The 22,431-nt window shown below is 69.1% G+C and carries 21 protein-coding genes; 6 read left to right on the top strand and 15 right to left on the bottom strand.

Features of this window, described 5'->3' with window-relative positions:
• Positions 1-13 precede the first annotated feature (13 nt).
• The 3 genes from C7C56_RS15750 (at position 14) to C7C56_RS15740 (ending at position 3,356) form a co-directional block, all read left to right on the top strand.
• The gene (locus C7C56_RS15750; RefSeq protein WP_106758325.1) at positions 14-1,993 is read left to right on the top strand and encodes a GAF domain-containing sensor histidine kinase; all 1,980 of its coding nucleotides are present in this window, start codon (positions 14-16) and stop codon (positions 1,991-1,993) included.
• Between the two features lie 302 nt (positions 1,994-2,295).
• Positions 2,296-2,949 (top strand): DUF433 domain-containing protein, encoded by a 654-nt coding sequence (locus C7C56_RS15745; RefSeq protein ID WP_229458803.1) that lies wholly within the window; start codon positions 2,296-2,298, stop codon positions 2,947-2,949.
• Positions 2,946-3,356, top strand: coding sequence for a PIN-like domain-containing protein (locus C7C56_RS15740; protein ID WP_106758324.1), 411 nt, complete (start codon positions 2,946-2,948; stop codon positions 3,354-3,356). Before C7C56_RS15745 ends, C7C56_RS15740 begins: the two co-directional genes overlap by 4 nt.
• A 14-nt stretch (positions 3,357-3,370) precedes the next feature.
• Here the strand turns inward: C7C56_RS15740 and C7C56_RS15735 are convergent, their stop codons facing one another.
• Positions 3,371-4,876: a response regulator gene (locus tag C7C56_RS15735; RefSeq protein WP_106758323.1), complete on the bottom strand. Its 1,506-nt coding sequence runs from the start codon at positions 4,874-4,876 to the stop codon at positions 3,371-3,373.
• Positions 4,877-5,158: 282 nt separating this feature from the next.
• Between C7C56_RS15735 and C7C56_RS15730 the strand changes: the two genes are divergently transcribed.
• The gene (locus C7C56_RS15730; protein WP_307719053.1) at positions 5,159-5,695 is read left to right on the top strand and encodes a DUF3016 domain-containing protein; all 537 of its coding nucleotides are present in this window, start codon (positions 5,159-5,161) and stop codon (positions 5,693-5,695) included.
• Between the two features lie 57 nt (positions 5,696-5,752).
• Here the strand turns inward: C7C56_RS15730 and C7C56_RS15725 are convergent, their stop codons facing one another.
• The 9 genes from C7C56_RS15725 to C7C56_RS15685 form a co-directional block, all read right to left on the bottom strand.
• Positions 5,753-6,847, bottom strand: a complete 1,095-nt coding sequence (locus C7C56_RS15725; RefSeq protein WP_106758322.1) for a hypothetical protein — start codon at positions 6,845-6,847, stop codon at positions 5,753-5,755.
• 46 nt (positions 6,848-6,893) lie between these two features.
• A complete protein-coding gene (locus C7C56_RS15720) occupies positions 6,894-7,397 on the bottom strand; it encodes a hypothetical protein (RefSeq protein ID WP_106758321.1) in 504 nt (167 codons plus the stop codon).
• A gap of 14 nt (positions 7,398-7,411) precedes the next feature.
• On the bottom strand, positions 7,412-8,011 hold the full coding sequence (locus tag C7C56_RS15715; RefSeq protein WP_106758320.1) for an RNA polymerase sigma factor: 600 nt from the start codon (positions 8,009-8,011) through the stop codon (positions 7,412-7,414).
• Positions 8,012-8,085: 74 nt separating this feature from the next.
• The gene (locus C7C56_RS15710) at positions 8,086-9,003 is read right to left on the bottom strand and encodes a polysaccharide deacetylase family protein (RefSeq protein WP_106758319.1); all 918 of its coding nucleotides are present in this window, start codon (positions 9,001-9,003) and stop codon (positions 8,086-8,088) included.
• A gap of 50 nt (positions 9,004-9,053) precedes the next feature.
• Positions 9,054-11,177 (bottom strand): TonB-dependent receptor plug domain-containing protein, encoded by a 2,124-nt coding sequence (locus C7C56_RS15705; RefSeq protein ID WP_106758318.1) that lies wholly within the window; start codon positions 11,175-11,177, stop codon positions 9,054-9,056.
• A 120-nt stretch (positions 11,178-11,297) separates the two neighbouring features.
• Positions 11,298-12,911, bottom strand: coding sequence for a M23/M56 family metallopeptidase (locus tag C7C56_RS15700; RefSeq protein WP_106758317.1), 1,614 nt, complete (start codon positions 12,909-12,911; stop codon positions 11,298-11,300).
• Complete coding sequence (locus C7C56_RS15695) at positions 12,908-13,291, bottom strand: BlaI/MecI/CopY family transcriptional regulator (protein WP_106758316.1); 384 nt, start codon at positions 13,289-13,291, stop codon at positions 12,908-12,910. The genes C7C56_RS15700 and C7C56_RS15695 overlap by 4 nt, the downstream gene beginning before the upstream one ends.
• Positions 13,292-13,404: 113 nt before the next feature.
• On the bottom strand, positions 13,405-13,848 hold the full coding sequence (locus tag C7C56_RS15690) for a thioesterase family protein (RefSeq protein WP_106758315.1): 444 nt from the start codon (positions 13,846-13,848) through the stop codon (positions 13,405-13,407).
• Positions 13,849-13,971: 123 nt separating this feature from the next.
• Positions 13,972-15,150: a PQQ-dependent sugar dehydrogenase gene (locus C7C56_RS15685; protein WP_106758314.1), complete on the bottom strand. Its 1,179-nt coding sequence runs from the start codon at positions 15,148-15,150 to the stop codon at positions 13,972-13,974.
• Between the two features lie 367 nt (positions 15,151-15,517).
• On the opposite strand from C7C56_RS15685, the gene C7C56_RS15680 reads away from it, so the two are divergent.
• Both C7C56_RS15680 and C7C56_RS15675 read left to right on the top strand, forming a co-directional pair.
• Complete coding sequence (locus C7C56_RS15680) at positions 15,518-16,924, top strand: amidohydrolase family protein (RefSeq protein WP_181373197.1); 1,407 nt, start codon at positions 15,518-15,520, stop codon at positions 16,922-16,924.
• Positions 16,925-17,019: 95 nt separating this feature from the next.
• A complete protein-coding gene (locus tag C7C56_RS15675) occupies positions 17,020-17,592 on the top strand; it encodes a DUF805 domain-containing protein (RefSeq protein ID WP_146204508.1) in 573 nt (190 codons plus the stop codon).
• A 19-nt stretch (positions 17,593-17,611) separates the two neighbouring features.
• On the opposite strand, the gene C7C56_RS28215 is transcribed toward C7C56_RS15675, so the two are convergent.
• The 5 genes from C7C56_RS28215 to C7C56_RS28920 all read right to left on the bottom strand — a co-directional run.
• Positions 17,612-17,830: a hypothetical protein gene (locus tag C7C56_RS28215; RefSeq protein ID WP_146204507.1), complete on the bottom strand. Its 219-nt coding sequence runs from the start codon at positions 17,828-17,830 to the stop codon at positions 17,612-17,614.
• Between the two features lie 130 nt (positions 17,831-17,960).
• Positions 17,961-19,295, bottom strand: coding sequence for a DUF58 domain-containing protein (locus C7C56_RS15670; RefSeq protein ID WP_146204506.1), 1,335 nt, complete (start codon positions 19,293-19,295; stop codon positions 17,961-17,963).
• A complete protein-coding gene (locus C7C56_RS15665) occupies positions 19,288-20,376 on the bottom strand; it encodes an AAA family ATPase (RefSeq protein ID WP_106758310.1) in 1,089 nt (362 codons plus the stop codon). The genes C7C56_RS15670 and C7C56_RS15665 overlap by 8 nt, the downstream gene beginning before the upstream one ends.
• Entirely contained in the window at positions 20,369-21,724 is a 1,356-nt protein-coding gene (locus tag C7C56_RS15660) for a DUF4350 domain-containing protein (RefSeq protein WP_106758309.1), read from the bottom strand. The genes C7C56_RS15665 and C7C56_RS15660 overlap by 8 nt, the downstream gene beginning before the upstream one ends.
• Positions 21,721-22,431, bottom strand: a 711-nt coding sequence (locus C7C56_RS28920; RefSeq protein WP_106758308.1) for a hypothetical protein, incomplete at its 5' end; no start/stop codon positions are given. The genes C7C56_RS15660 and C7C56_RS28920, both read right to left, overlap by 4 nt.

The following is a 22,431-nucleotide window of genomic DNA, read 5'->3' as shown; positions in this document are numbered from 1 at the left end:
ATGAGGGAAACGCATGGAAAGTCGTCTTAACCGCCTCGAGGCGGTCCAGGCCATGTTGCTCGAGATCGGGCGCAGCTCGTCGACCTGCAGCGACATCACCGAGTTCATCCGTTCGGTCCACCGCTCCCTCGGCCGCATCATGTACGCGGCCAATTTCTATGTCGCGCTGGCCGACCGCGCCGACAACACCGTGCGCTTCGTCTATTTTGTCGACGAGCTCGACCCCGTGCCCGACCCCGACGCGAAGGTCACGCTGGCCTCGGCCAGCGAATCGCCCACGGCGTGGGTGATCCTCAACCGCGAGACCCTGGTGATGACCGCCGACGAGCAGAACGCGCGCCTGGCCGACGGCCAGCCGTGGGGCGCCGGCAGCGAGGCCGAGCACTGGATGGGTTGTCCGCTGCTCGACCACCAGCACCAGATCCTGGGCGCGGTCGTGATCCAGAGCTACCGGAAGGAGCAGACCTTCAGCGAGGAGGACCAGGCCCTGTTCGCGCTGATCGCCAGCCACGTTTCGAGCGCGCTGCAGGGCCTGCAGAGCATGGACCGGCTCGAGCGCGCGGTGCAGGAGCGCACCGCGCTGCTGGCGCACGAGGTGGCCGAGCGCGGGCGCGCCGAGACGGTCCAGCACGCGCTCTACGAGATCGCCAACCTGTCAGCCTCGGCGGTGGACGCGGCGGGCCTGTCGGCCAGCCTGCACGGCATCATCAGCGCCCTGATCGTGGCCGAGAACTTCCTCATCGCGCTCTACCATCCGGAGACGGGCGAGATCAGCATCCCGTATTTCGTCGACCAGAAGGACGCCGAGGCGCCGGTCAAGCGCTTCCGCTACGGCGTGGGCATGAGCTCGTACGTGCTCTCGACGCGCCAGGCCAGCCTGCACGACGCGGCCAGCTACGCGCGGCTCGTCGCCGACGGCCTGATCAAGGAACCGCTCGGCAACGTCGAGATCGCCAGCTGGATGGGCGCGCCGATGCTGGTGCACGAGCAGCCCTACGGCGTGATCATCGTGCAAAGCTACGACCCGGCCATCGTCTACACCCAGGCCGACCTCGAGCTGCTCGCCTTCATGGCCAGCCACGTGGCCGTGGCGATCGCGCGCATGCAGGCCGACCGCGCCATCCGCAAGGCCAAGGACCGGCTCGAACACCAGAACGCGGCGCTCAACTCCGCGCTCGGGGCGCTGCGCGAGGCCCAGGGCGAACTGGTGCGCCAGGAGAAGCTGGCCTCGCTCGGGCGCCTGGTGGCCGGCGTCGCGCACGAGATCAACACCCCGCTCGGCATCTGCGTCACCGCCACCAGCCACCTGGTGCAGGAGCTCAAGCTCACGCGCGAGGAGCTCGAGGCCGGCGAGATGACCGAGGAGAGCCTGCAGCAGTTTTTGGAGATCATCGACCAGTCGCTGCGCATCATGACCACCAACACCCAGCGCGCCGCGGCGCTGGTGCGCAGCTTCAAGCAGGTGGCGGTGGACCAGTCCTCGGACGACATCCGCAGCTTCAACCTCAAGACTTATCTTGGCGAGGTGCTGCTGTCGCTGCAGCCCAAGCTCAAGGGGCGCCCGATCACGGTCGAGGTCGAGTGCGCGCCCGACATCACGCTCGACAGCTTTCCGGGCGCGGTCTCGCAGATAGTCACCAACATGGTGGTCAATTCGCTGGTGCACGGTTTCGAGCGCGACCAGGCCGGCCTGATCCGCATCGCGGCCCGGCTCGAGCGGGACCACGTGCTGCTCGAGTACAGCGACGACGGCGCGGGGATGGACGGCGACACCCTGGCCAAGCTGTTCGATCCGTTTTTCACGACCCGGCGCGGGCAGGGCGGCAGCGGTCTCGGCGCCCACATCCTGTACAACCTCGTGACCGGGCCGCTCGGCGGCACCGTCAAGGTCGAGAGCGCGCCGGGCCAGGGGCTGCGCTATTGCATGCGCTTTCCGCGCAGCCGGCGCGCGGCCAGGGCGGAATCGGAACTCGAGAGCGATACAGGAAATTGATCAAGGTCTTCAATCGTCCTCCCCAACCAATTGAACAGCCCGGTGTCGAAGCACAAAGGATGGGCCGCCGGCCTCAGAGGCTGAGAGTTTTTCGGACGTGTCCGAGCAGCCCGCCAGAAAGCGGCAGATCGAGGCGCAAAGCACAGCCATAGCGGGCTATGGCGAGCATTTGCAACGACGAACTGGCGCTTTCTGGCGTGATGAGCGGGCATGATCGAAAGACTCTCAGCCTCTCAGTGTGCGGCGCTTGCCGTAGAATGGGCTTGAGAGACGGGGGCACTATGGATCTGACAGGAATCGGCTTGTACACACTGAAGGAGGCGGAGCGGTTCACCGGGGCAGACGCGCGCGAGGTCAACCGCTGGTTGTTCGGTTATCGCTTCAAGGGCGGTGCGAGCGTGCCCCTTTGGCACACCCAACTTGCCGACATGGACGAGGGCGCGCAAAAGGTGATCGGCTTTCGCGATTTGCTTGAACTGCGCATCGTCAAGGCGTTCACCGAACACAAGGTGCCGTTGCGGGTCATCCGGGCCGCCATCGTTAGCGCACGAGAAATTTTCTCGACCGAATATCCATTCACCGCCAATCGCTTTTTAACAGACGGTAAAAGCATTTTCTACGAAGCCTTTAAGGAGCACGGCGAGGTCGCGCTGACGGACTTGGTGCGGCGCCAACTCGTATTCGAACATATCATCCGGCCAGAACTATATGCAGGCATCGAGTTCACGGCTGGCGGACAGGCCTTGCGCTGGTATCCCGTCAAAAAGAGCGAAGCCATTGTCCTCGACCCGGAAATCTCTTTCGGGAAGCCGATCTTGACGGAATACGGCATTCGCACAGACGTGTTGGCAGCATGCTTTGCGGTTGAACGCGACAAGAAGCGGGTCGCCGCTTTATACAATATCCCTGTGGGCGCTGTGAATGCCGCCATGCGCTTTGAAGCGCAAGCGGCGTGAAATTTTTCTTCGACAATAATTTGTCGCCTCATTTGGCGCACGCGATGCGTGAGCTCTGTAAAGCGGAAACCGACGTCGAGGACGTCGTCCATTTACGTGATCGATTCCGTCCGAACATAAAAGACCATGACTGGATCACCGAACTTTCGCGGTCCGGCCCATGGGTGGTCGTTTCACAGGATGGATTCATGAAGAACGACCTTGAGCGTGAGGCGCTGCGCCGTTCGGGGCTGGTCGTGTTCGTATTGCATCGGCAATGGGCGCAGCATGCTCACTGGGTGGTGGCGCACAATTTGATCAAGTGGTGGCCAACGATAATGGACCAATGCAGGTTGATACGAGGAGGCGCCTCGTACCGGGTCGTGTGGCGCTACTCCGGCGGCAGGGTGGAACAAATCCGCATCTAGGCCGTATCTGCCTCTCAGTCCGGAAAACTCAGATTGATCGCGAGCGCGTCGTCGATGTTGTTGATCAGCAGGTCGACGTAGTACGGGTCGAGGTGGGTGCCAGACACCTGGCGCAGGTGCGCCACCACCTCGTCGATCGGCCAGGCCTGCTTGTAGACGCGCTGGTGCACCAGCGCGTCGAACACGTCGGCCACGGCGACGATGCGCGCGTACGGGTGGATGTCGGTGCCGGCCAGGCCCTGCGGATAACCGGTGCCGTCGAATTTCTCGTGGTGCTGGTGGGCGATCACTGCGGCCGCCTTGAGGATCGGGCGGCTCGAGCCGTCCAGGATCGACAGGCCGACCGCAGGATGCTGCTTCATGATCTCCCATTCGGCGCCGTCGAGCTTGCCCGGCTTGAGCAGCACCGAGTCGGGGGTGGCGATCTTGCCGATGTCGTGCATCGGCGCGGCGTGCTTGAGCACCGCCGTCTCCTCCTCCGACATGCCCGACAGGCGCGCGAGCATCTTGCACACCTCGGACATGCGGCGCACGTGGTTGCCCGCCTCCTTCGAGCGCGACTCGACCACGTCGCCGAGGCGCAGGATCAGCTCGGCCTGGGTGTCGGTGATCTCCTGGGTCAGCAAAATATTGTCGAAGGCGATCGCCACCCCCGAGCAGAACACCTCGAGCAGCTTGGCGTCGATGTCGGAGATCTCCTCGACCCCCTTGAGCACCAGCAGCGAGGCCTTGCCGCTGCTGTTGGGGAAATAGCCGACATAGGTGTCGCCGTGCAGGCGCGAGATGCGGTTGCTGCGCGCCTCGTCGAGCTGGGCCATCAGGTCGGGCCCGAGCATGGCCTCGCCGATGTCGCCGATCTGGGCCAGGATCTCGTACTCGGTCTCGCCGGTGATCACGCTCGCCCCGGCCAGGCGCAGCAGCATGCTCTGCTCGAGGCGCAGCAGCGCCACCACCTGCTGGAGCAGGCCGCTGGCGAAGTCCTTGAGGTTGCGCTGCTGGAAGATGTGGGCCGAGGCCGCGATCACCCGCTCGAGCCCCTCGCGGTAGTTCAGCTGCGCCAGCCGGGCCTCCTCGACCTTCATGATGTCGCGGTAGGCGCGCAGCGCGGCGAAGGTGGTGGTGAACAGCTTGGTGCGGTCGAGCTCGGTCTTCTCCTTGTAGTCGTTGATGTCGTAGTTGACGATCACGCGCTCCTCCGGGGCCTGGCCCGGCTGGCCGGTGCGCAGCACGATGCGGGTGAACTGGTTGCCCAGGTCCTGGCGCAGCCAGCGCGCCACCTCGAGCCCGCTGTCCTCGCGCTCCATGACGACGTCGAGGAACACCAGCGCGATGTCGGCCTCGCGCGCGAGCACCTCTTTGGCCTCGGCGCCGCTGTAGGCGTGCACGAAGGTCAGCGCGCGGCCGTCGAGCCGGAAGCGGTTCAGGGTCAGCTTGGTGATGTCGTGGATGTCGGGTTCGTCGTCGACCAGCAGGATTTTCCAGGGGGCCAACTTGGGCGTGGAGGATGACAAAAATGACATAAAAGCGATTTCCGATACCGGTGGGGTGGTGATGCCCGACACACGCGCGCATGGGGCACGGACGAGGCGTGCTTCGATTGTAGTATGACATCACCCCCATTCACAACATGCAAGATTGATTGTTCCTCTTTGCAACAACCGTGTGTCTTCGGGCGGAATCCGGGGGCGCTACATTTGCTTACAAAAAGTCACCAATAGGCTGCTGGAAAGGCCGGCCCGAATGGGCGTATATTGGCGTTCGGGGCGCGTCGCTCGCAGGCGCCCGACTCGCAAAGGCTCACCATGCTCACCATGAAATCGCTCGCATCCCCGTATCTGCAACTTGGCCGCCGGCTCGGCGCGGCCGCCGCGCTGGCGCTGGCCGCCGGCAGCGCCAGCGCCGGCGTCAAGCTGCGCTTCACCGACCCCGGCAACTTCGCCGACATGCCGTTCGCGGCGGCCGAGCGCGCGCGCGTGCTCGAAGGGCTCACCGAGCACTTTGAAAAGCTCGGCGCCACATTGCCGGCCGGGCAAGAGCTCGACGTCGAAGTGCTCGACCTCGACCTGGCCGGCCGCGTCGATCCGACCTTCAGCAGGCACCAGGACGTGCGCGTGCTGCGCAACGGCGCCGACTGGCCCTCGATGCGCCTGCGCTACACCTTGCGGGCGGGCGGGCAGGTCATCGACAGCGCCGAGCAAAATCTGAGCAACATGATGTACCTGGACCGCGTCAACCGCCACGACAAGGGCGATCTCCTGCGCTACGAAAAGCAGATGATCGACGAGTGGTTCAAAGAGAAGATCGTGCCGGTGCGGCAAGGCCTGGCCGCGACGCGCTAAGGGGCGGGTGCCGGGCCGGCGCCGCGGCATCTGCCGGCGCCGCCCGGGCCGGAGCGCTCACTGTTTGGCGGGGGCGCGCCGGATCCGCGTGGCGAGGTCCCGGACGCTGTAGTCGGACGGCACCGTGAACAGGGCGGCGGCCGGCTCGTCGCGCTTGACGTTGGCGAGCCGGTAGATGCGCTCGCCCGAGCGCGGATCGCTGTGCTTGGTGTACACGGTCACTTGCAGCGACGGCGCGAACCAGCTCTCGTGGGTGACGGTGATCGGGCTGCGGTTGCCCACCTCGCCGGCCGGAATCTCGTAGCTGCGCTGCTTGCCTTCGGCCTTGACGCCGTCGAACTCGCGCGCGCCGAGGTCCTTGGTGGCCGCCTTGGCCGACCACTTGACGTCGCCGAAGGCGTTGGCCACGATCGGCCCGATGCGGGGCCCGTCGCCAGCCGCCATGTTGTGCATCACATGCACGCGCACCCGCTCGCGCACCCGCTCGCCGACCCCGCCCTCGGCCCGCTCGATCCGCTTGACGATGATTTTCTCGCCATCGCCATCGGCATCGGCATGGCGCTCGACGTGCGTCTCGTGTCCCGCCGCGCCCGGGTTGCCATCCTTGTGCTTGCCATCGTTGTGCTTGCCATCATTGTGCATCATCCTGATACGTTCCATGCCCGCGCCGCGCGCGCCCGGTGCGGGCAGCTTGGTCGCGATCTTGCGCTGAGGGTTGAGCAAAAAGGTGCTGCCGCCGACCGGGTCGGTGATCGTCACCGCGCGCACCGCGCCGTCCTTGTCGCGCAGTTCGGTGCGGGTGCGCCCGGCGCTGTCGCGGTAGCTCATCGTGCTCGACTTGTTGCTGATCTGGTTGCCGTCCGACAGGTGCTGCACGCGCTCCGAGACCACCTCGGCGCTGTAGGGGGCGTTTTTGACGAGCTTGCCGCGCATGCGCATCCCCGCCATCGCGCCGTGCCCGGTCGCGCCGCCCTCGTCGCCCGCCGCCAGCATGACGACATGGCGTTCGACGTCGCGCGGCCCGTCGGCGTCCGCGCCCGCGTCCATCCCGATCTCGGCGAGCGCCTCCATCGCTTCACTGTCGATTGAAGCGAACACGGGCGTCACTAGGGCGCCGAGCAGGGCGGCGAGCAGAATTTTTTTGGTGTTCATGGGGTCCTCGTGCGGTTTGGTGGTTGGTAGTTGGTGTGGGGCGGTGCTACTGGACGGCTGACTGCTGTGACACGAGCCGCAGCGCGAGGGGCTGGCCCTCGGCGCTGACGAGCATTTCGGCGCGCACGGTGTCGCCCGCCGTTTCGGGCGTGAGCGCCACGCCGAGCGAGGCCAGCGCCGCGCCCGAGAGGTCGGCTTCGACCATCTGCGGCGCCGCTTCGCGCTCGATCCGCTCGAGCGGGGCGAGCGCGAGGAAGGCGCCGCCGTCGTCGTCGTCGATCATGGGCAGCGGCGCGGCGCCCGGCGCGCTCGGCGCCGTGGGCGCGAGCGTGAACACCAGCAAGGCCATCATGCAGGCGCCGAGGCCGCCGGCCATGCCCCAGTGGCGCGCCGACAGCGCGTGGTGCCAACGCCGTGGCCGCCGCTGTTTGGCGAAGGCGGTCATGAGGGCCTGTTCGACCCGCGGCGGCGCCGCGTGGGTGGCCAGTTGCGCGCGCAGGGCCGCGAACGGCGCGCCGGCGGGGGTGTCGGGGGGGAGCTGGGTGGTCATGATTGGTCCTCGGTTCAGGCCGCGAAATGGGCGGCCGGACGGTGTGCGGCCAGTCTGCGCGACAGCGCGGCGCGGGCGCGCGACAGGCGCGAACGCACCGTGCCGATGTCGATCTGGCAGATGTCGGCGATTTCCTGGTACGACAGGTCGTGCATCTCGTACAGGATGATGGGGTCGCGGTAGTGCGGCGGCAGCAGCGCCAGCGCCTGGCGCACCTGCTCGGCCAGTTCGTCGCTGAGCATGCGCGCGAGCGGCTCGGCGGCCTCGCAGACGGGTTCGGGGGCGCCGTCGTCGTCGCCGCCGTCGGCACCGTCGGACAGGCTGTCGAAGCGGCGCCCGGGGTGCTCGTGCTTGAGAATGAGCTTGCGCGCCACGCCGAACAGGAAATTGGGCAGCATGCCGCGCAGCGGATCGAACTTGAAACTATCGGTAAGCAATCCCATGAACACCTCCTGCACCACGTCGGCCGCGGTGTCGCCCGAACCGCAGCGCAGCAGCGAGAAGCGGTACAGCGGCCCCTGGTGGCGCTGGTACAACTGCTGGAAGGCGGCCGTCGTCCCGTTGCGCATCTGGCGCAGCAGTTCGGTGTCGGAGGTGGCGGAAGTCGGTGTCATGGGTCGGGTCTCTGATGGTATTCCCGTCGCGCGCCCGAAAAGTTCCAATTATTTTCGGCGTCCGCCCCGGCGCCCTATTCGGGGGCCGCGGCCAGCGCCAAGATCTCGGCGTCGCCGTCGTCGTGCAGGCGCTCCCAGTCCGGGAAGTTGCTCGTGCCGAGCGATTTGGCCATCGACAGCAGCAGGCTCTGGCCGGCGCGCAAGGGCGCGAGCTGGTAGACCGGGTCGGCCAGCGCCTCGGCCGGGGAAATGATGCTCCAGCCCATGTCGCGGAATTGGGCGATGACGTCGCCCAGCCACAGCGCGTTGATCAGGTTGTGGTGCAGCAGCAGCACATGGCGCATGTCGCGCCCCTGCAATTGCTGCGACATCGCGCGGTAGGCCAGCGCGCGCTGGCGGATGTGGGCCAGGTATACGCGTTTGAGCGGGGCCAGGTCGGCCTCAGGGTTTTTGGTGAGCAATTCGGTCAGCGCGTCGTCGAGCCGCCAGTCGCTGGTGTCGATGCTGACGAAGGCGTTGCGGTAGCCGTGCCCGCGCAGGAAGGCGCGCATGGCGTCGCGCCGCGCGGGGGTGTTGCCTTCGCGCAGGAAGGTGTAGCGGTACCACTTCTGGTAGCCGGGCAGGGTGCCGATGATCTTGTCGCAGTCGAGGATCTCCTGCTGGTACTGCGCCAGGCTCAGCTTGGGATCGTTGAGGTCCGGGTGGGTCATCGTGTGGTTGCCCAGCGCGTGGCCGGCCTCGCCCCAGGCTTTGGCCAGGGCGTAGCCGGCGGGCACGTCGGCGCCATTGGCGGCCGTCACGAACAGCGCCGCCTTGACCCGGTGTTTGGCGAGCGCGGCGAGCAGGGCGTCGTTGCGCTGGCGCGGCGTCAGGCGCGGGGTCGGCCCGAGCTTGGGGCCGTCGTCGAAGGTGAAGGCGACCGACTGCGCTTGCGCGGCCGGGGCGCACGCCGCGAAGACGAGGGCGCCGATCAGGGTCAATAGTGGTTTCATGCTTTTTTTACCTTCCGAAGGTGTCTCGATTATCCCACGTGGAAACAGTTTCATTTGTCGAAACTGTGGGAATACGTCAGCCGCACGGTCGCCGCCGTCGGCGTGTCGGTGCGCATTTGCAGCGCGCCATCGGCGTCGGCGAAGCGGTCCACGCTGCGTTGGCGCTGGTGCAACAGGTTGGCCAGCGACAGCTGCCACTTGCCGCGCGCCGAGACCTGCCAGTTGCCGAACAGCTCGAGCGCGCGCGAGGGGCTGTTCCACTCGGCGCTGGTGTCGCTCAGGCGCACCGCCCCGCCGCCCTGGAAGGCGAAGTTCATGCCCAGCGCTACCGGCGCGCCGGCCATGCGGTAGTCGAAGCCCAGGTTGGCGCTCAGGGGCACCTGCCCGTCGAGCCGGTTGTCGGGCCCGGCGACGGCGTGCATGCGCGACCAGTTGCGCACCAGATTGGCGCGCAGGTCGATGGCGGTGGCGCCGGCCCACAGCGCCCGCAGCGGCAGCTTGGCCTCGAGTTCGAGGCCCCAGGTGTCGGCGCGGCCCTGGTTCGACGGTATGCTGACATAGCGCAGCCCCTGGCGCGTCAGGCGCGTGGCGATCACGTCGTCGATGCGGCGCGCGTAGGCGCCCACGCTCACCAGCCCGCTCTTGCCGATGTACCGCTCGTAGGCGAGGTCGAGGCCCCAGGCCCGCTCCGGCACCAGCAGGGGGTTGCCCGCGTAGTCGGGATTGACCTGGCTGTTGCCGTTGTCGACGCTCAGGCGCCGCTGCGCCAGCGCGATCATCGTCGGCGCCTTGTAGGTGCGCGCCAGGCCGAGGCGCAACTGGTCGCTGGCCGATAGTTTGTGCAGCGCCTGCAGCGAGGGGACCACGACCCGGGAGCGCTGTCGCACATGCGCGAGCACGTTGCCCGTGGTGCGTGTCGACAACGCCTCCCAGCGCAGGCCGGCGGTCAGCGACCATGCCGGGTTGATGCTCCAGTCGTCCTGGACGAAGACGGCGAGGCGCTCGAGCGCGGCGCCATAGTGTTCGTCGCTCGCCTTGACCGGGTCGGCGGCGACGCTCGAGCGTTCGCGCCGCGTTTCGCTGCGCTCGCCGGTCGCGCCGTCCCAGCCGGCGGCCAGCGCGTGCCCGCCCGGCGCCGTGCGCGACCATTTGCCGCTCAGCTTGAACACGCGCTCGCGCGCGTGCGAGCCCACGTGGCGCGCGCCGATGCCGTCGTCGCTGAAGAAACCGAAATCGGCGCTTCGCACAAATTGCGAGACGCCGGCCTTGAGCTCCCAGCGGTGGCCGTCGTCGCGCGTGCGCGTCCATTGCAGGTCGGAGCTCATGGTGGCGGCGGTGGCGTCGAAGAATGCGTGGTTGTCGGGGAACGCGGTCGGCGCGCCGACCGCGGTGTGCTCGCGCGCCGCGTTGTCGTTGGCGAGCTGGAACAGGCGCACGAAGCTTTGCGAGCTCAGCGCGTCGCCGTTGGCCAAGCCCAGGTCCAGGCGCGGGCTGATGGTGACGATGCGCTGCAAGGACTGTTCGCGGCGGCGGCGCGTGCGTTCGACCAGGAATTCGCCGGTGCCGAGCTCCTCGTCGGCGTAGTGGTTGTCGGTCCGGTTTTCGGCGGCGGTGGCGGCGACCACGTACGAGGCCGTGCCACTCTTGCCGCTGAGCTGGCCCGCCACGCTGGCGGACGGGTGGCCATCGCTCACGCCGAGCGTCGATGTCAGTTCGCGGCGCGCCTTGCCGACGCTTTTGCGCAGCACGATGTTGATCGTGCCCGCGATCGCCTGGGCGCCCATCTCGGCCGTTGCCACGCGCCGCACCTCGACCCGTTCGACCAGGTCCGGCGCGATCGTCTCGAGGGAAAATCCGTTCGGCATCGGCTGCCCGTTGAGCAGGATTTGCGTGTAGCCGTTGCCGAGTCCGCGCATTTGCAGCGCGCCGGGACGGCCCGGCACGCCGCCGGCGGTGATGCCGGGCACGCGCTTGAGCGCGTCGGCCAGGGTCGGGTCGCCGAAGCGCGTCAGCTCGTCGCGCCCGACCACCATCGCGGCGGCGCTGTCTTGCTGGCGCTGCTGGTTGCGCGAGCCCGACACCTCGACCACCGGCGGGGCGGCCGGCTCCGGCGCGGCGTGGGCGAGCGCGCCGGCCAGCAGTGGCAGCGCGAGCAGGGTATGTTTTCGGTACATCTGGATCCTTGTGAAAAATTGGGCGCACGGGTCCGGTGCGCGCGCGCGGGGGGCGCACGCCGGACTGGCGGGGAGGGTGGCGGGCGCCGCGGCTGGCGCGGCGCCCGGGGGGCTTGGGTGCTACTTGCCCGGGGGGAGCGGCAGGCGCGCCGCGAGCGCCGGGCGGGTCGCGTTGGCCGTGAGCCCGGCGAGCACGGTTTCGGGATTGATCAATTCGCTCCCGCGGCGCACCTCGAAATGCAGGTGCGGGCCGCTGACCTTGCCGGTCGCGCCGGACAGGCCGATCAACTGGCCGGCCTTGACCACCTCGCCGACGGCCACGCGGCGCCGGTCCAGGTGCGCGTACAGCGAACGCATGCCGCCACCATGGGAGAGCTCGACCGTTTCGCCGTAGATCGCCTCGCCACGGTAGCCCTTGGCCGATACCAGCACGACGCCGTCGGCGCTGGCGAACACCGGCGTGCCGGTCGGCGCCGCCAGGTCGATGCCGCGGTGCGGGCGCTGGCGCTGCGGCGACATCACGCCATAAAAGCTCGACACGCGCGGCTTGGCGAGCGGGGCGCGCCAGGCGGCGGCCGGTTGCGGCGCGGCGGCCGTTTCTGCCTGTACCGTTTCTTCCTGTGCCACTTCGGCCTGCACCGTGGCGGCCTGCACCGTGGCGGCCTGCCAGGCGAACGCGGGTTGCAGCAGCAGGCCGCCGGCGAGGGCCAGGCCGAGCGCGCCGAGCACCACGCAGTGCCCCATCGCGCCGAGCGCCGGGTTGGCGTTGCTGCGGATGAGCTGCATGCGCTCGGTCATGGTGGTGGTCTGGTCGCCGCCGAAGGCCATCGCCGCGCCGAAGGAATTTTGTTGCAGCCTGAATTGGGCCAGCAGCGCGGCGGCGTAGGCCTGGCGTTGCGGTTGCGGGCGGCCTTGCAGCACCTGCGCGTCGCAGCCCAGTTCCTGCGCCCAGGTCAGGCGCTCCCCGAGCTTGCGCATCACGGGATTGAACCAGAGCAGGGTCTGCAGGGCGATGCTGGCCGCCATCCAGAGCGGATCCCTGCGCCGCAGGTGGGTCAGTTCGTGTGCGATCACCATCTGTTGTTGTTCATCTTCGAAGGCGCGCAGGTGGCGCGGCAACAGCAGGCACGGCCTGTGCAGGCCTATCAGCATCGGCGAGACGGCGGCGTCGGTCTCGAACACGGCGATTCCCGACGCGCCGGAGCGCTCGGCGCCGAAGCCGGCGTGCCCGTCGAGCGCGGTCAGTTCGCTGGCGCCGCGGCGCAGGCCGCGCAGCGTGCGCACCACGCGCGCCACCCTGGCGATGGCCAGGCCGAGTCCGGCCAGGTAGACCAGCGACCAGGCCAGGGCCGCCGCCGGCAGCCAGCCGCCGGGGGCGCCGGCGGCGCCGTCAATGGTGCCAGCGGCGCCGGCATCGATGGCGCGGGCGCCGCTGTCGCTTGGCGCCGCGTCGAGCGGGGCTGCGGGGTGCGCCGGTTCCGCGGGCGACAGCACGATCGCGGGCGGCAGCGCGATCGCGGGCAGCACGCCGAGCTTGCTACTTTGCGGCACCAGCAGCATGGCGAAAACGGCCACGACCATCATCTGCGGCAGCAGCCAGGCCCAGCGCCGGGCCGCGAGCGCGGGCCAGCGCGCGAGCGCCAGGCGCAGGGCGGCCCAGACCGCGGCGCCGGCCACGGCCGAGCCGATGCACGCCTGCAGCAACTGCAGCGCGGCCAGCGCGAGCGGGCTCATTGCCCCTCCTGCGCGTCGGTCGGCCAATCCTGCAGCAGCCGTTCGAGCGCGTCGAGCTCGTTCTTGTCGACCAATTTGCTGCCGGTGAACATGCTGACCGGCAGCGGCGTGTCGATCTCCATCACGCGCCGGCCGAAGTCGTGCGCGAAGGCGGCCAGGGTGCCGACTTTTTCGAGCTCGGCCTGGTAGACCAGCACCCCGTGCCGGGAGGACTGGCTGACCATCGCCTTGTCGAGCATGCGCTCGAGTGTTTTGCGGGTCGACGAAAACGACCAGTCCAGTTCGGACGCGACGCGCTCGTGGATTTCGCGCGCGCTCAGCGGGTGCTCTTTCCAGAGCGCCTTGAGCAGGCTCAGTTCTGACATTGACGGGATAGACATGGGACCGCTCCTAGTGTGACGATTTGCGCTAGTTTGCGACATATGTCGCACACCTGTCAAGTCCCGGACATGGATTTTCCCGCCGCCTCCCGGCCTCCGAGCCCCAAAGCCTCTCAGTCGACCCGGTTCACGCGCGGGAACTTGGCGCGGAATTCGTCGGGCATGTCGACCACCTGCGCGCTCTTGTAGTTGAAGAAGACGAAACCGGATTTGGCCATCGCCACCAGGGTCATGTCGCGCGGGCGCGTGACGCGGAAGGTGATGTCGCCGCCGTATTTGTTGAAGTCCATCACGCCCACCTCGAACAGCAACTGGTCGCGCGCGTGGGCCTCGGCGCGGTAGGTGGTGGCGAGGTCGGTGACGATGATGCCGGTGCCGTCGCGTTCGGTCTCGCGCACCCCGTACTCGTAGAGGAAGCGCGCGCGCGCCTCGGAGATCATGGAGATCATCGAGTCGTTGCCGAGATGGCCGGCGCCGTTGATGTCGGTCACCCTGACCGTCAGCGGCGTGCTGTAGCAAAACTGGTCTTCGGGGAAATCTAGCTGGATGCGGGCCATTGTTGTTGTTTATCAATGTGGGAATGGGCAATTCTAGCGCCAAGCGGCCCGGCCGCCCCATTTTGTTGGCCGCGCACCCCCGTCGCGGCCCCGGCGCGGTCCCGTCGCGGCCGCGGCGGCGCCCTACAGGCGAACGATCTTGTAGATCTTGCCGCTGGCACTGACCAGGTACAGCTCGCCGTCGCCGTCGGTCCCGAAGGAGACGATGTTGCCGACCGCGCCGATGGGCCAGTCGGTTTGTTGCTCGATGCCGCGGCCGGCGAATCGGAAGCTCTTGAGGAAGCCGGCGCAATAGTCGGAATAAAAATAGTGGCCCGCCAGTTCGGGGATCGCCCTGCCGCGGTAGACGTAGCCGCCCGTGACCGCGCAATTGGGGCTTGTCGGCGAATGCAGGTATTCGAGCGCGGGCAGCGTCAGCCCGGCCACGACGCAGTTGGCCGCGTCGAAGCATTGGCCGCCCTCCATGATGTTCCAGCCGTAATTGAGCCCCGCCGTCGACACGCCCGCGATGTTGATTTCTTCGCGCCGCGCCTGGCCGACGTCGGCGGTGTAGAGCAGCCCGCCGTCGAACGCGAAGCGCCACGGGTTGCGCAGGCCCAGGGCCCAGATCTCGGGGCGCCGTCCGAATTGCGAGACGAAGGGATTGGTCGGAGGAATATGGTAGGGCCGCGCCAGCGTGGCGCCGGCGACGTCGATGCGCAGCATTTTGCCGAGCAGGGAATTGAGGTTCTGGGCGTTGCGCAGCGGGTCGCCGGATCCGCCGCCGTCGCCGGTGGCCAGGTATAGATAGCCGTCGGGGCCGAAGGCGAGCTGGCCGCCATAGTGGTTGGTGTAGAACGGATGGGGGATCGCGAGGAGCGGCAGTTCGCTCAGCGGCTCGGCCAGATTGGGGTTGAGCGGCGAGGCCGTGCCGCGCGCGACCACGATGTTGTTGTTGATGTCGGTGTAGTAGTAGTAGAAGTGGCGGTTGAGCGCGAACAGGGGGGCGAAGGCGAGCGAGAGCAGGCCGCCTTCGGCCGTGACCACCACGCGCGGGCCGATGTCGAGGAACGGCGTGGGCAGCAGCACGCCGTTTTGCACGATGCGGATGCGCCCGGCGCGCTCGACGATGAACAGGCGCGGGTCGCCGGCCGGGGCGGTCAGGAACACGGGCGAGGTCGCGCCCGCCACTTCGGTGAGCCCGAGCGCGGGCGGCGGGGCCGGCGGCCGCGGCACGACGCCGGGCGAGCCGCCGCCGCCGCAGGCGGCCACGAGGCTCGTGAACAAAGCCAGCAATAGAATGCGCGCACGGGCGATCAGCATCTCGGTCTCCAGCAGGAAAGTCGACGGCCAAACCGGCGGGCGAAAGCCCGCCTCCGTGGTGCACGCTAACGAAGGGGAGGGCCAGGTTCTGTGCGTTCGCGCACGCGCGGCGCCGCGTCGTCACGCCATCGGCGCGCCGTTTGCAGCAGCGCAAACGGGCCGCCGATTATGCGCCGGCGCGGGAAACCGAAAAATCGGGCGGCGCCGCCCGTTGCAAAATGTCGACAGGCAAGTAATTGTCCCGGCGCTGTTTGTCCGTGGCAAAATAAAGCGATGGTTTCGTCGTCGCTTGTGCGCGCGACTATTTGATCGGGACACAGTGTATCGCGCTGGCAGCCCGCGGCTTTTTCCCTCCAAGGAATTTTTTATGCGCTCCTCTTCGTGCTTTTCGCAACGCGTCCGCGCCGGCGCCGCAGCCGGCCTGCTCATGTTTTCGCTGCACGCCGGCGCGCAAACCAGGGACTGGGTCGTCACCGGCACCATCGTGACGGCCGACCGGGTGTTCGCGGACGGGGCGTTGTCGATTTCCGGCGACAAGATAACGGCCGTGGGCGAGCGCGCCGCGCTGCCCGGGAACGCGGCGGTCACCAAGCTCGACGGCATCGTGCTGCCCGGCTTCATCGACCTGCACAACCACCTGACCTGGAACGTCCATCCGCGCTGGATCCCGAACCGCAAGTTTTCGAACCGTTACGAGTGGCAGAACACGGCCGAGTACGACCGCGTGCTCGCCGGTCCGCACGCCGCGCTGGGCGGCGCCATTTGCGAGGCCGAGATTTTCGGCGAGGTCAAGGCCCTGATCGGCGGCGCGACCTCGGTCGTCGGCAGCCTCACGCCCGACAAGCTCGGTTGCTCGCGCGGCTTGCTGCGCAACCTCGACGTCGATTCCGGCCTGGGCCCGGCGCCGGCCGCGGGCGAGGCCTGCCAGAAAAATCCGAAGGCGCCCCAGGCACTGTTCGACCTCGTCGTCAACGACGTGTTTCCGTTGGAGATAGACTATGAGCGCATGAATTTTTTGCGCTGCGCGCTCGGCTCGGGCGCCATGCGCTCGCTCGTGGTGCACCTGTCGGAGGGGGCCGACGCCAGCGCCCGGCGCGAGTTCCGCATGCTTAACAAGACCGGGCTGATCATGCCGGGCCTGGTGGTGGTGCACGGCACCGCGCTGCGCGCCGAGGACTTCCAGGTGATGGGCGAGAAAAAGGCGGGGCTGGTCTGGTCGCCGCGCAGCAACGACGAGTTGTACGGCGAGTCGTCCAACATCGCCGCGGCGCTGCAGCAAAACGTCGCGGTGGCGATCGCGCCCGACTGGAGCCCGACCGGCAGCGCCGGCATGTTGCAGGAGATCGGCTACGCCGGACGGCGCTACAAGAATGTGACGCCGGAGCAATTGATCGCGATGGGCACGTCGGCGCCGGCCAGGATGGCGCGCCTCGACGACCGCATCGGCGCGCTCGCGCCGGGCCTGATGGCCGACTTCATCGTGCTGCACGGCGACAAGGACAAGCCGCACCTGGCGGCGGTGCGGGCCACCCCGGCCGATGTGCAGCTGGTGGTCGTCGGCGGCCGGCCCATGTACGGCGACGCGCCCGTCATGGCCCGCCTGCTGCCCGGCGTGAAGCTCGAATCGCTGGTCGTGTGCGGCGCCAAAAAATCGCTCTACCTGGGCGACAGCGCGGCCGCCGCGCCGCGGCGCTCGTTCGCGGACATCCAGTCCAAGCTGGCGGCGGTGCTGGCCAAGGCCGGCGCCAGCCTGGCCGGGTTCGAGTGCAATTGAGGGCGTCCGCGCCCAGTTTGCTCTAGACCAAACGACCCCTGCCATTGCGCCCCGCGCCAACCGGTTGGCGCTTAGTATTTACTTTGGATAACTTCTTGGAGTCCATCGTGAATCCTTATGGCGCACCCGGGGCGGACATGGCTGGTTTGTCCGGCGATTACGAGATCTACCGCCCCAAAATCTTCGCATTGCGCGGGCGCATCGGGCGCTTTCATTTTGTGGCCTATCTGGTCGTGGTGGCGTTTCTGCTGTCGCTCGCCGTGGTCGCCGAACCATCGCTGCTCGATCCTGTGGCCTCCCTGTTCCTCAGATCGGCGCTGCACACCTGGATGGGGCAAGCCGTGGTCGGCGCGCCTTTTCTGTTGCTGGCGCTGGCCGGGGCGTGGCGCCGCCTGGCCGATCTCGGGCATTCGGGCTGGTATGGGCTGTTGCTGCTGGTACCCGTCGTCGAATACGGCCTGTGCATCTATCTCGCGTGCGCGCCCGGCCGGCGGGAGCGCAACGCCCACGGCCCGGCGCCTTCGGAGGCCACCGGGGCCCGGTCCAAGTGGGCCATGGCGCTGGCGGTGGTCTTCATCGGTGGCGTGGCCACTGGTGTCGGCGTGCCGGCTGAAACCCGCGACGAGATGCGCGCGCGCCAAATGGCGGCCGACGTGCTGATACGTTGAGCCGCCCGGCGGCCCGGGCTCAGCAGACCAGATTCATCCAGGTCCGGGTGTTTTGCACGCCTTGCTGCGCGCGAAACTCGGTGCCGCCGTGGTACACCAGGCCCCAGGCGGCGACCCAGCGCGAGGCGCGCGTTTTGGTGGCGGGCGACGCCGCGTTGTTGGTGCGCTCGATCGCGGCGGCCATGCGGCGCATCGCGTAATCTTTGCAATCTACCTTGGAAGCGGTCTGCTGTCTCATGCTGTTCTTCTTTGTCGGCAAGTGGTGGGGGCGTCGGCGGGTCCGTGTGGACTGGCTCAAGAATATTCGGCCCGCGCCAACAGCGTCGGTGCGATAACTAACGTTGAGCGCGCCAGAAGGGCGGCCCCGCTCACAGTGCGCCGCTGTCCTTGATCTCGCGGTAGCGCCGCACCAGCGCCATGCTCAGCTGCTCGGGCGCGATGTCGATCAGGCGGTCGGCGCGGATGCCGATGCGGCGGATGGTGGCGCGCCGCTGCTGCAGGTAGTGGCTGGTCGCGCCCAGGCGCAGGGCGCCGGCGAAATCAAGGACCGGCGTGGCGACGATCTGGTCGAGCGACTTCTCGCGCAGGCTCGCGCACATCACTAGGTGCTTGGTCGACATCAGCTCGCAGGCCGCGCGCAGCGCGCCGTCGTCCTCCTCGCGCAAATTGGTGATCAGCACCACGAAGGCGCGCTTGCCCAGGCGGTTGAGCAGGTCGGCCGCGGCGCGCGTGTAGTCGGGCGCCGCCTCGACCGGCTGCAGGTCGTAGACGCCGGCCAGTAGGCGGTCGAGCCCGCTGCGCCCCTTGAGCGGCGCCAGCCAGCGCGGGGCGCCGCCGAAGGTCATCAGGCCGACCGCGTCGCCCTGTTTCTGGGCCAGGAAGCCGAGCGTCATGACGGCGTCGAGCGCGTGGTCGAAGTGGGTGGTCGCGCCGTCCTCGGCCAGCATGCGGCGCCCGGTGTCGAGCAGGAACACGACCTGCTGGTCGCGCTGCTCCTGGTATTCGCGCGTGATCGGCTTCTGGTAGCGCGCGGTCGCCTTCCAGTCGATCGAGCGCAGGTTGTCGCCCATCCGGTATTCGCGCAGCTGGCGGAAGTCGGTGCCCTCGCCGCGCCGCCGCACCCGGATCGACCCGGCCGCGTTGGTGAGCCGCTCGGCCGCGCTGAGGGTCTGGCCGAGCAGCTTGGAGTAGTCGGGGAACACCTTGACCGCGCTCGACGGCCCGAGCCGGTGCAGGCAGCGCCACAGGCCGAGTGTTGAACGCACCCGCAGGTGGGCCGGGCCGAAGCCGGCCTCGCCGCGGCGGTCCGGGCACAGGCGGTAGCGCACGGCCGCGAACGCGCCCGGGCCGATGCGCGTGGCGTGGCTCAGGCCCTCCATCTGCCAGCCGCTCGGGTAGTCGTCGAACAGCTCGAGCGCGAGCGCGCGCGCCCCCTCGTTGTGGAGCGTCAATGTGACCTGGTTCCAGGCGTCGACCGGCCACACCCCGGCCAGTTCGCGCTCGACGCGCACGGCCGGCGCGCGGCGCCCGTGCCAGCCGTCGGCCAGCGCCGCGGCCACCAGCGCGAGCAGGGCGCCGGACCAGACCTGCTCGAGCGCCGGCCACCAGTGCGCCAGCGCGCCGAGCGCGCCGAGCCCGGCGGCGCAGGCGAGCATGCCGCGCGACGGCGTCAGGGCCGCCTTTGGAGCGGTCCGCTCAGACACGCGGGGCGGCGACCTGGGCGACCAGGGCGGCCAGCAGGTCGTCGCTGTCGAGGCCGTCGAGCTCGCTCTCGGGCGAGAGCGCCACGCGGTGGCGCAGCACCGGCAGGCTGGCCGTCTTGATGTCGTCGGGGGTGACGAAGTCGCGCCCGCCGATGAGCGCCATCGCGCGCGCCATGCGCACCAGCGCGATCGAGCCGCGCGGGCCGGCGCCGACCGCGATGCCGCGCCAGTCGCGGGTGGCGCGCACGATGCGCACCGCGTACGCGGCGACCGCCTCGTCGACCCGGATCAGGGCCACCAGGTTCTGCAGCGCGACGATGGTTTCGGGCTTGACCAGGGTGGCCACCCTGGCCACGTCGAGGCCGTCGCCGACGCGCGCGCGCGTGACCTGCCGCAGCAGCGCGAGCTCCTCCTGCTCGCTCGGGTAGGCGATGCGCACCTTGATCAGGAAGCGGTCGAGCTGGGCCTCGGGCAGCGGATAGGTGCCCTCGTTCTCGAGCGGGTTCTGGGTCGCCAGCACCATGAACGGCGGCGCCAGCGGGTGCGACTGGCCCTCGATCGTGACCTGGCGCTCCTGCATCACCTCGAGCAGCGAGGACTGGGTCTTGGCCGGCGCGCGGTTGATCTCGTCGGCCAGCAGCAGGTGCGCGAACACCGGGCCCTTGCGCACGCTGAAGCTCTGGTTCTTCATGTCGAACATGGCGTGCCCCATGACGTCGGCCGGCATCAGGTCGGGCGTGAACTGGATGCGCGAGAAGTCGCCCGAGAAGGTCTTGGCGAGCGCCTTGACGAGCAGCGTCTTGCCCAGCCCCGGCACCCCTTCGATGAGCACGTGGCCGCCCGCCAGGCAGCACGCCAGCACCTGGTCGACCACCGCCTGCTGGCCCACCACGGCGTGTCCGATCTGCTCGCGCATGCGCTGCACGATCTCGCTGGCCTGCTGCAGGCGCGCCGCCGAGATGGCGCCGGCCCCGGGCGCCTCGGCGGCCTTCTCGAGCGGCACCCCGGCGGGGGCGGGGTTGGGGTTGGCGGCGGCGGCGGCGGGCGCGTCCTGGCTCTCGGCCTTGGTCATGTCATTCATCGAAATGCTTTCTGAGCGCTTGCAGCGTTTGGATTTGGAGGGTGAATTCCTGGCTCGTGTGGCCGGCCAGCCAGTACAGGGCCTTGTCTAGCTCGGCTTGCGGCAAACCGCTGCGCGCGGCCAGCATTCGCAGCTTGTCCGGCGGCGCCAGGTGTTGCAGCTCGGGCGCGCGGCGCGCCAGCGCGGCCAGCGCGTCGTCGCGCACGGCGTCGATCAGCAGGGCCCGCCCGCCCTGCGCGTGCCACAGCCAGGCGGCGCTGGCGTCGATGTGCTCGACCAGCGAGCGGCGCTCGGCGCGCGGCGCAGGCAGCAGCGGCCCGAAGCGGCGCAGCGCGACCCACAGCAGCAGCGCCAGCAACAGCGCCGCGCCCAGCACGGCGAGCGCGAAATTGTTCCACAGCGCGCGGTACCAGGGCAGCACGTCGACATGCTGGACGATCAGCACCCTGGCCGCGCGCGGGTTCAGGCGCACCAGCGCGAGCAGGGCCTCGGCGTGGTCGTACCGCTCGAGTTCCTGGTTGTCGAAGTAGTTGGTCGGCACCAGCACGACGTGGCCCCTGCCCTCGGCGAACACGCGCACGCCCTCGCCGGCGCGGTCGGCCCACAGCGGTTTGACGGCCCTGCCCTGGAGCGAGACCAGCACGTGGCCGTCGGTGTCGAGTTCGAGCGGCCAGCCGGCGCCGGGCGCGCGCATGCAGGCCAGCCGCATCTCGGTGCGCGCCTTGCGGCCCGCGGCCGCCACCGCCGCCGGCAAGGGCTCGAGCGCGCCGCCGCAGCGCGGCGCCGCCTCCGACCAGTCCATGATGCGCACGCCGTAGCGCTTGCCGATCGGGTCCGATTCGACCAGCTTCGCGTCCGCCGCCGCGGGGGCGTCATCGTACCGGTCGCCGACCTCCTCCGCCGCCTCTTCCGCCTCCTCCGCCTTCTCCGCCTCCCGCTTCGGATCCGGGCGGCCACCGGCGTCGGGCTGGAGGGCCACGCCGTCGGACTTGCTGAAATGGCGCGGGCGCATCACCAGCGTGTTGCCTTTGGCCACCCAGGCGAGCAGGGCGCCGCTTTGCGCCTGCGTGACCAGGCCGTCGGATTCGGCGATGATGATGGTGCCGTCGCGCAGGGAGCGCAGCGGCAGGTTGGCCAGCTTGGGCGCGATGTCGACCGCGATTTTCTGCTGGCGCAGGAACATGGTCGCGGCGAGCATCGGGTTTTCGGCCGCCGCCTCCGACATGGTCCAGTGCGCGACCATGCGCTGCTCCATGATCTGGTGCCACCACCACCAGCCCAGCGCCACGAGCGCGGCGGCGCCGGCCGCGACGATCGCGACGAACACCTTTTTGGCGCCCGGCGTCATGCGCGGCCCCCGGCGCCGGCGCCTTCGTCGAATTGCGCTTGCCAGGCCGCGCATTGGGCCTCGAGCGCGGCGTCGTCGGGCCAGCGGTCGCCGTAGGCGCCGCCGAGCCAGAGCCCGGTCACGCCGGCGACCACGTCGAGCCGCCCGCGCGCCAGTTTTTGCGCGGCGTGCGCCTGCCGCGCCAGGCGCAGGCAATCGCCCTCGGTGGCGCCCCGCGGCAGCAGCAGGCCGTTCCGGGCGACCAGGCGCGACAGGGTGGCGCGGTACAGCAGCCCCAGCGCGGCGCGCCGTTCGCCGCCGGCCCACAGCGCGCGCGCGCGGCCGGCCACGTCGTCGGGCAGCGAATCGGGGCGGATGTCGAGGCCGCCGACCTCGGTCGCCACGCGCAGCGGCGCGCGGCGCGCGAATTCGGGGAACAAGCCGCGGTAGCGGTACAGCAACCAGCCGGCCAGTCCGATCGCGGCGCCGATGAACACCATCTTGGCCGCCTGCGCGAGCCAGTCGAAGTTGGGCCGCGGCCGGTCCGCGCGCGGCGTTGCCGCCCGGTTTTTGGGCTCCCATTTGAGGCTGCACGCGTAGCCGCGCAGCGCCGGCGTGGCATACACCTGCGCCAGCTGCCGGCGCAGCTGCGCCTGGGCCGGGGCGTGCGGCACCAGCCGGATGCCGTGGTACGGGCCGTCCGTCGGCGGCGGCGCGCACGCGGGCGC

Origin of the sequence: Massilia glaciei (assembly GCF_003011895.2) — a bacterium.
GTDB lineage: Bacteria > Pseudomonadota > Gammaproteobacteria > Burkholderiales > Burkholderiaceae_D > Telluria_A > Telluria_A glaciei.
The sequence above is the reverse complement of the archived record's forward strand: the minus strand, read 5'-3'. Positions and strand labels throughout refer to the sequence as shown.

Coding starts and splice junctions, on each gene's coding strand:
- C7C56_RS15685 (WP_106758314.1), bottom strand. CDS start 15,150: ATGCTGATCGCCCGTGCGCGCATTCTATTGCTGGCTTTGTTCACGAGC.
- C7C56_RS15750 (WP_106758325.1), top strand. CDS start 14: ATGGAAAGTCGTCTTAACCGCCTCGAGGCGGTCCAGGCCATGTTGCTC.
- C7C56_RS15665 (WP_106758310.1), bottom strand. CDS start 20,376: ATGAATGACATGACCAAGGCCGAGAGCCAGGACGCGCCCGCCGCCGCC.
- C7C56_RS15680 (WP_181373197.1), top strand. CDS start 15,518: ATGCGCTCCTCTTCGTGCTTTTCGCAACGCGTCCGCGCCGGCGCCGCA.
- C7C56_RS15705 (WP_106758318.1), bottom strand. CDS start 11,177: ATGTACCGAAAACATACCCTGCTCGCGCTGCCACTGCTGGCCGGCGCG.
- C7C56_RS15730 (WP_307719053.1), top strand. CDS start 5,159: ATGCTCACCATGAAATCGCTCGCATCCCCGTATCTGCAACTTGGCCGC.
- C7C56_RS15700 (WP_106758317.1), bottom strand. CDS start 12,911: ATGAGCCCGCTCGCGCTGGCCGCGCTGCAGTTGCTGCAGGCGTGCATC.
- C7C56_RS15695 (WP_106758316.1), bottom strand. CDS start 13,291: ATGTCTATCCCGTCAATGTCAGAACTGAGCCTGCTCAAGGCGCTCTGG.
- C7C56_RS15720 (WP_106758321.1), bottom strand. CDS start 7,397: ATGACCACCCAGCTCCCCCCCGACACCCCCGCCGGCGCGCCGTTCGCG.
- C7C56_RS15690 (WP_106758315.1), bottom strand. CDS start 13,848: ATGGCCCGCATCCAGCTAGATTTCCCCGAAGACCAGTTTTGCTACAGC.
- C7C56_RS15735 (WP_106758323.1), bottom strand. CDS start 4,876: ATGTCATTTTTGTCATCCTCCACGCCCAAGTTGGCCCCCTGGAAAATC.
- C7C56_RS15715 (WP_106758320.1), bottom strand. CDS start 8,011: ATGACACCGACTTCCGCCACCTCCGACACCGAACTGCTGCGCCAGATG.
- C7C56_RS15710 (WP_106758319.1), bottom strand. CDS start 9,003: ATGAAACCACTATTGACCCTGATCGGCGCCCTCGTCTTCGCGGCGTGC.
- C7C56_RS15660 (WP_106758309.1), bottom strand. CDS start 21,724: ATGACGCCGGGCGCCAAAAAGGTGTTCGTCGCGATCGTCGCGGCCGGC.
- C7C56_RS15725 (WP_106758322.1), bottom strand. CDS start 6,847: ATGAACACCAAAAAAATTCTGCTCGCCGCCCTGCTCGGCGCCCTAGTG.
- C7C56_RS28215 (WP_146204507.1), bottom strand. CDS start 17,830: ATGAGACAGCAGACCGCTTCCAAGGTAGATTGCAAAGATTACGCGATG.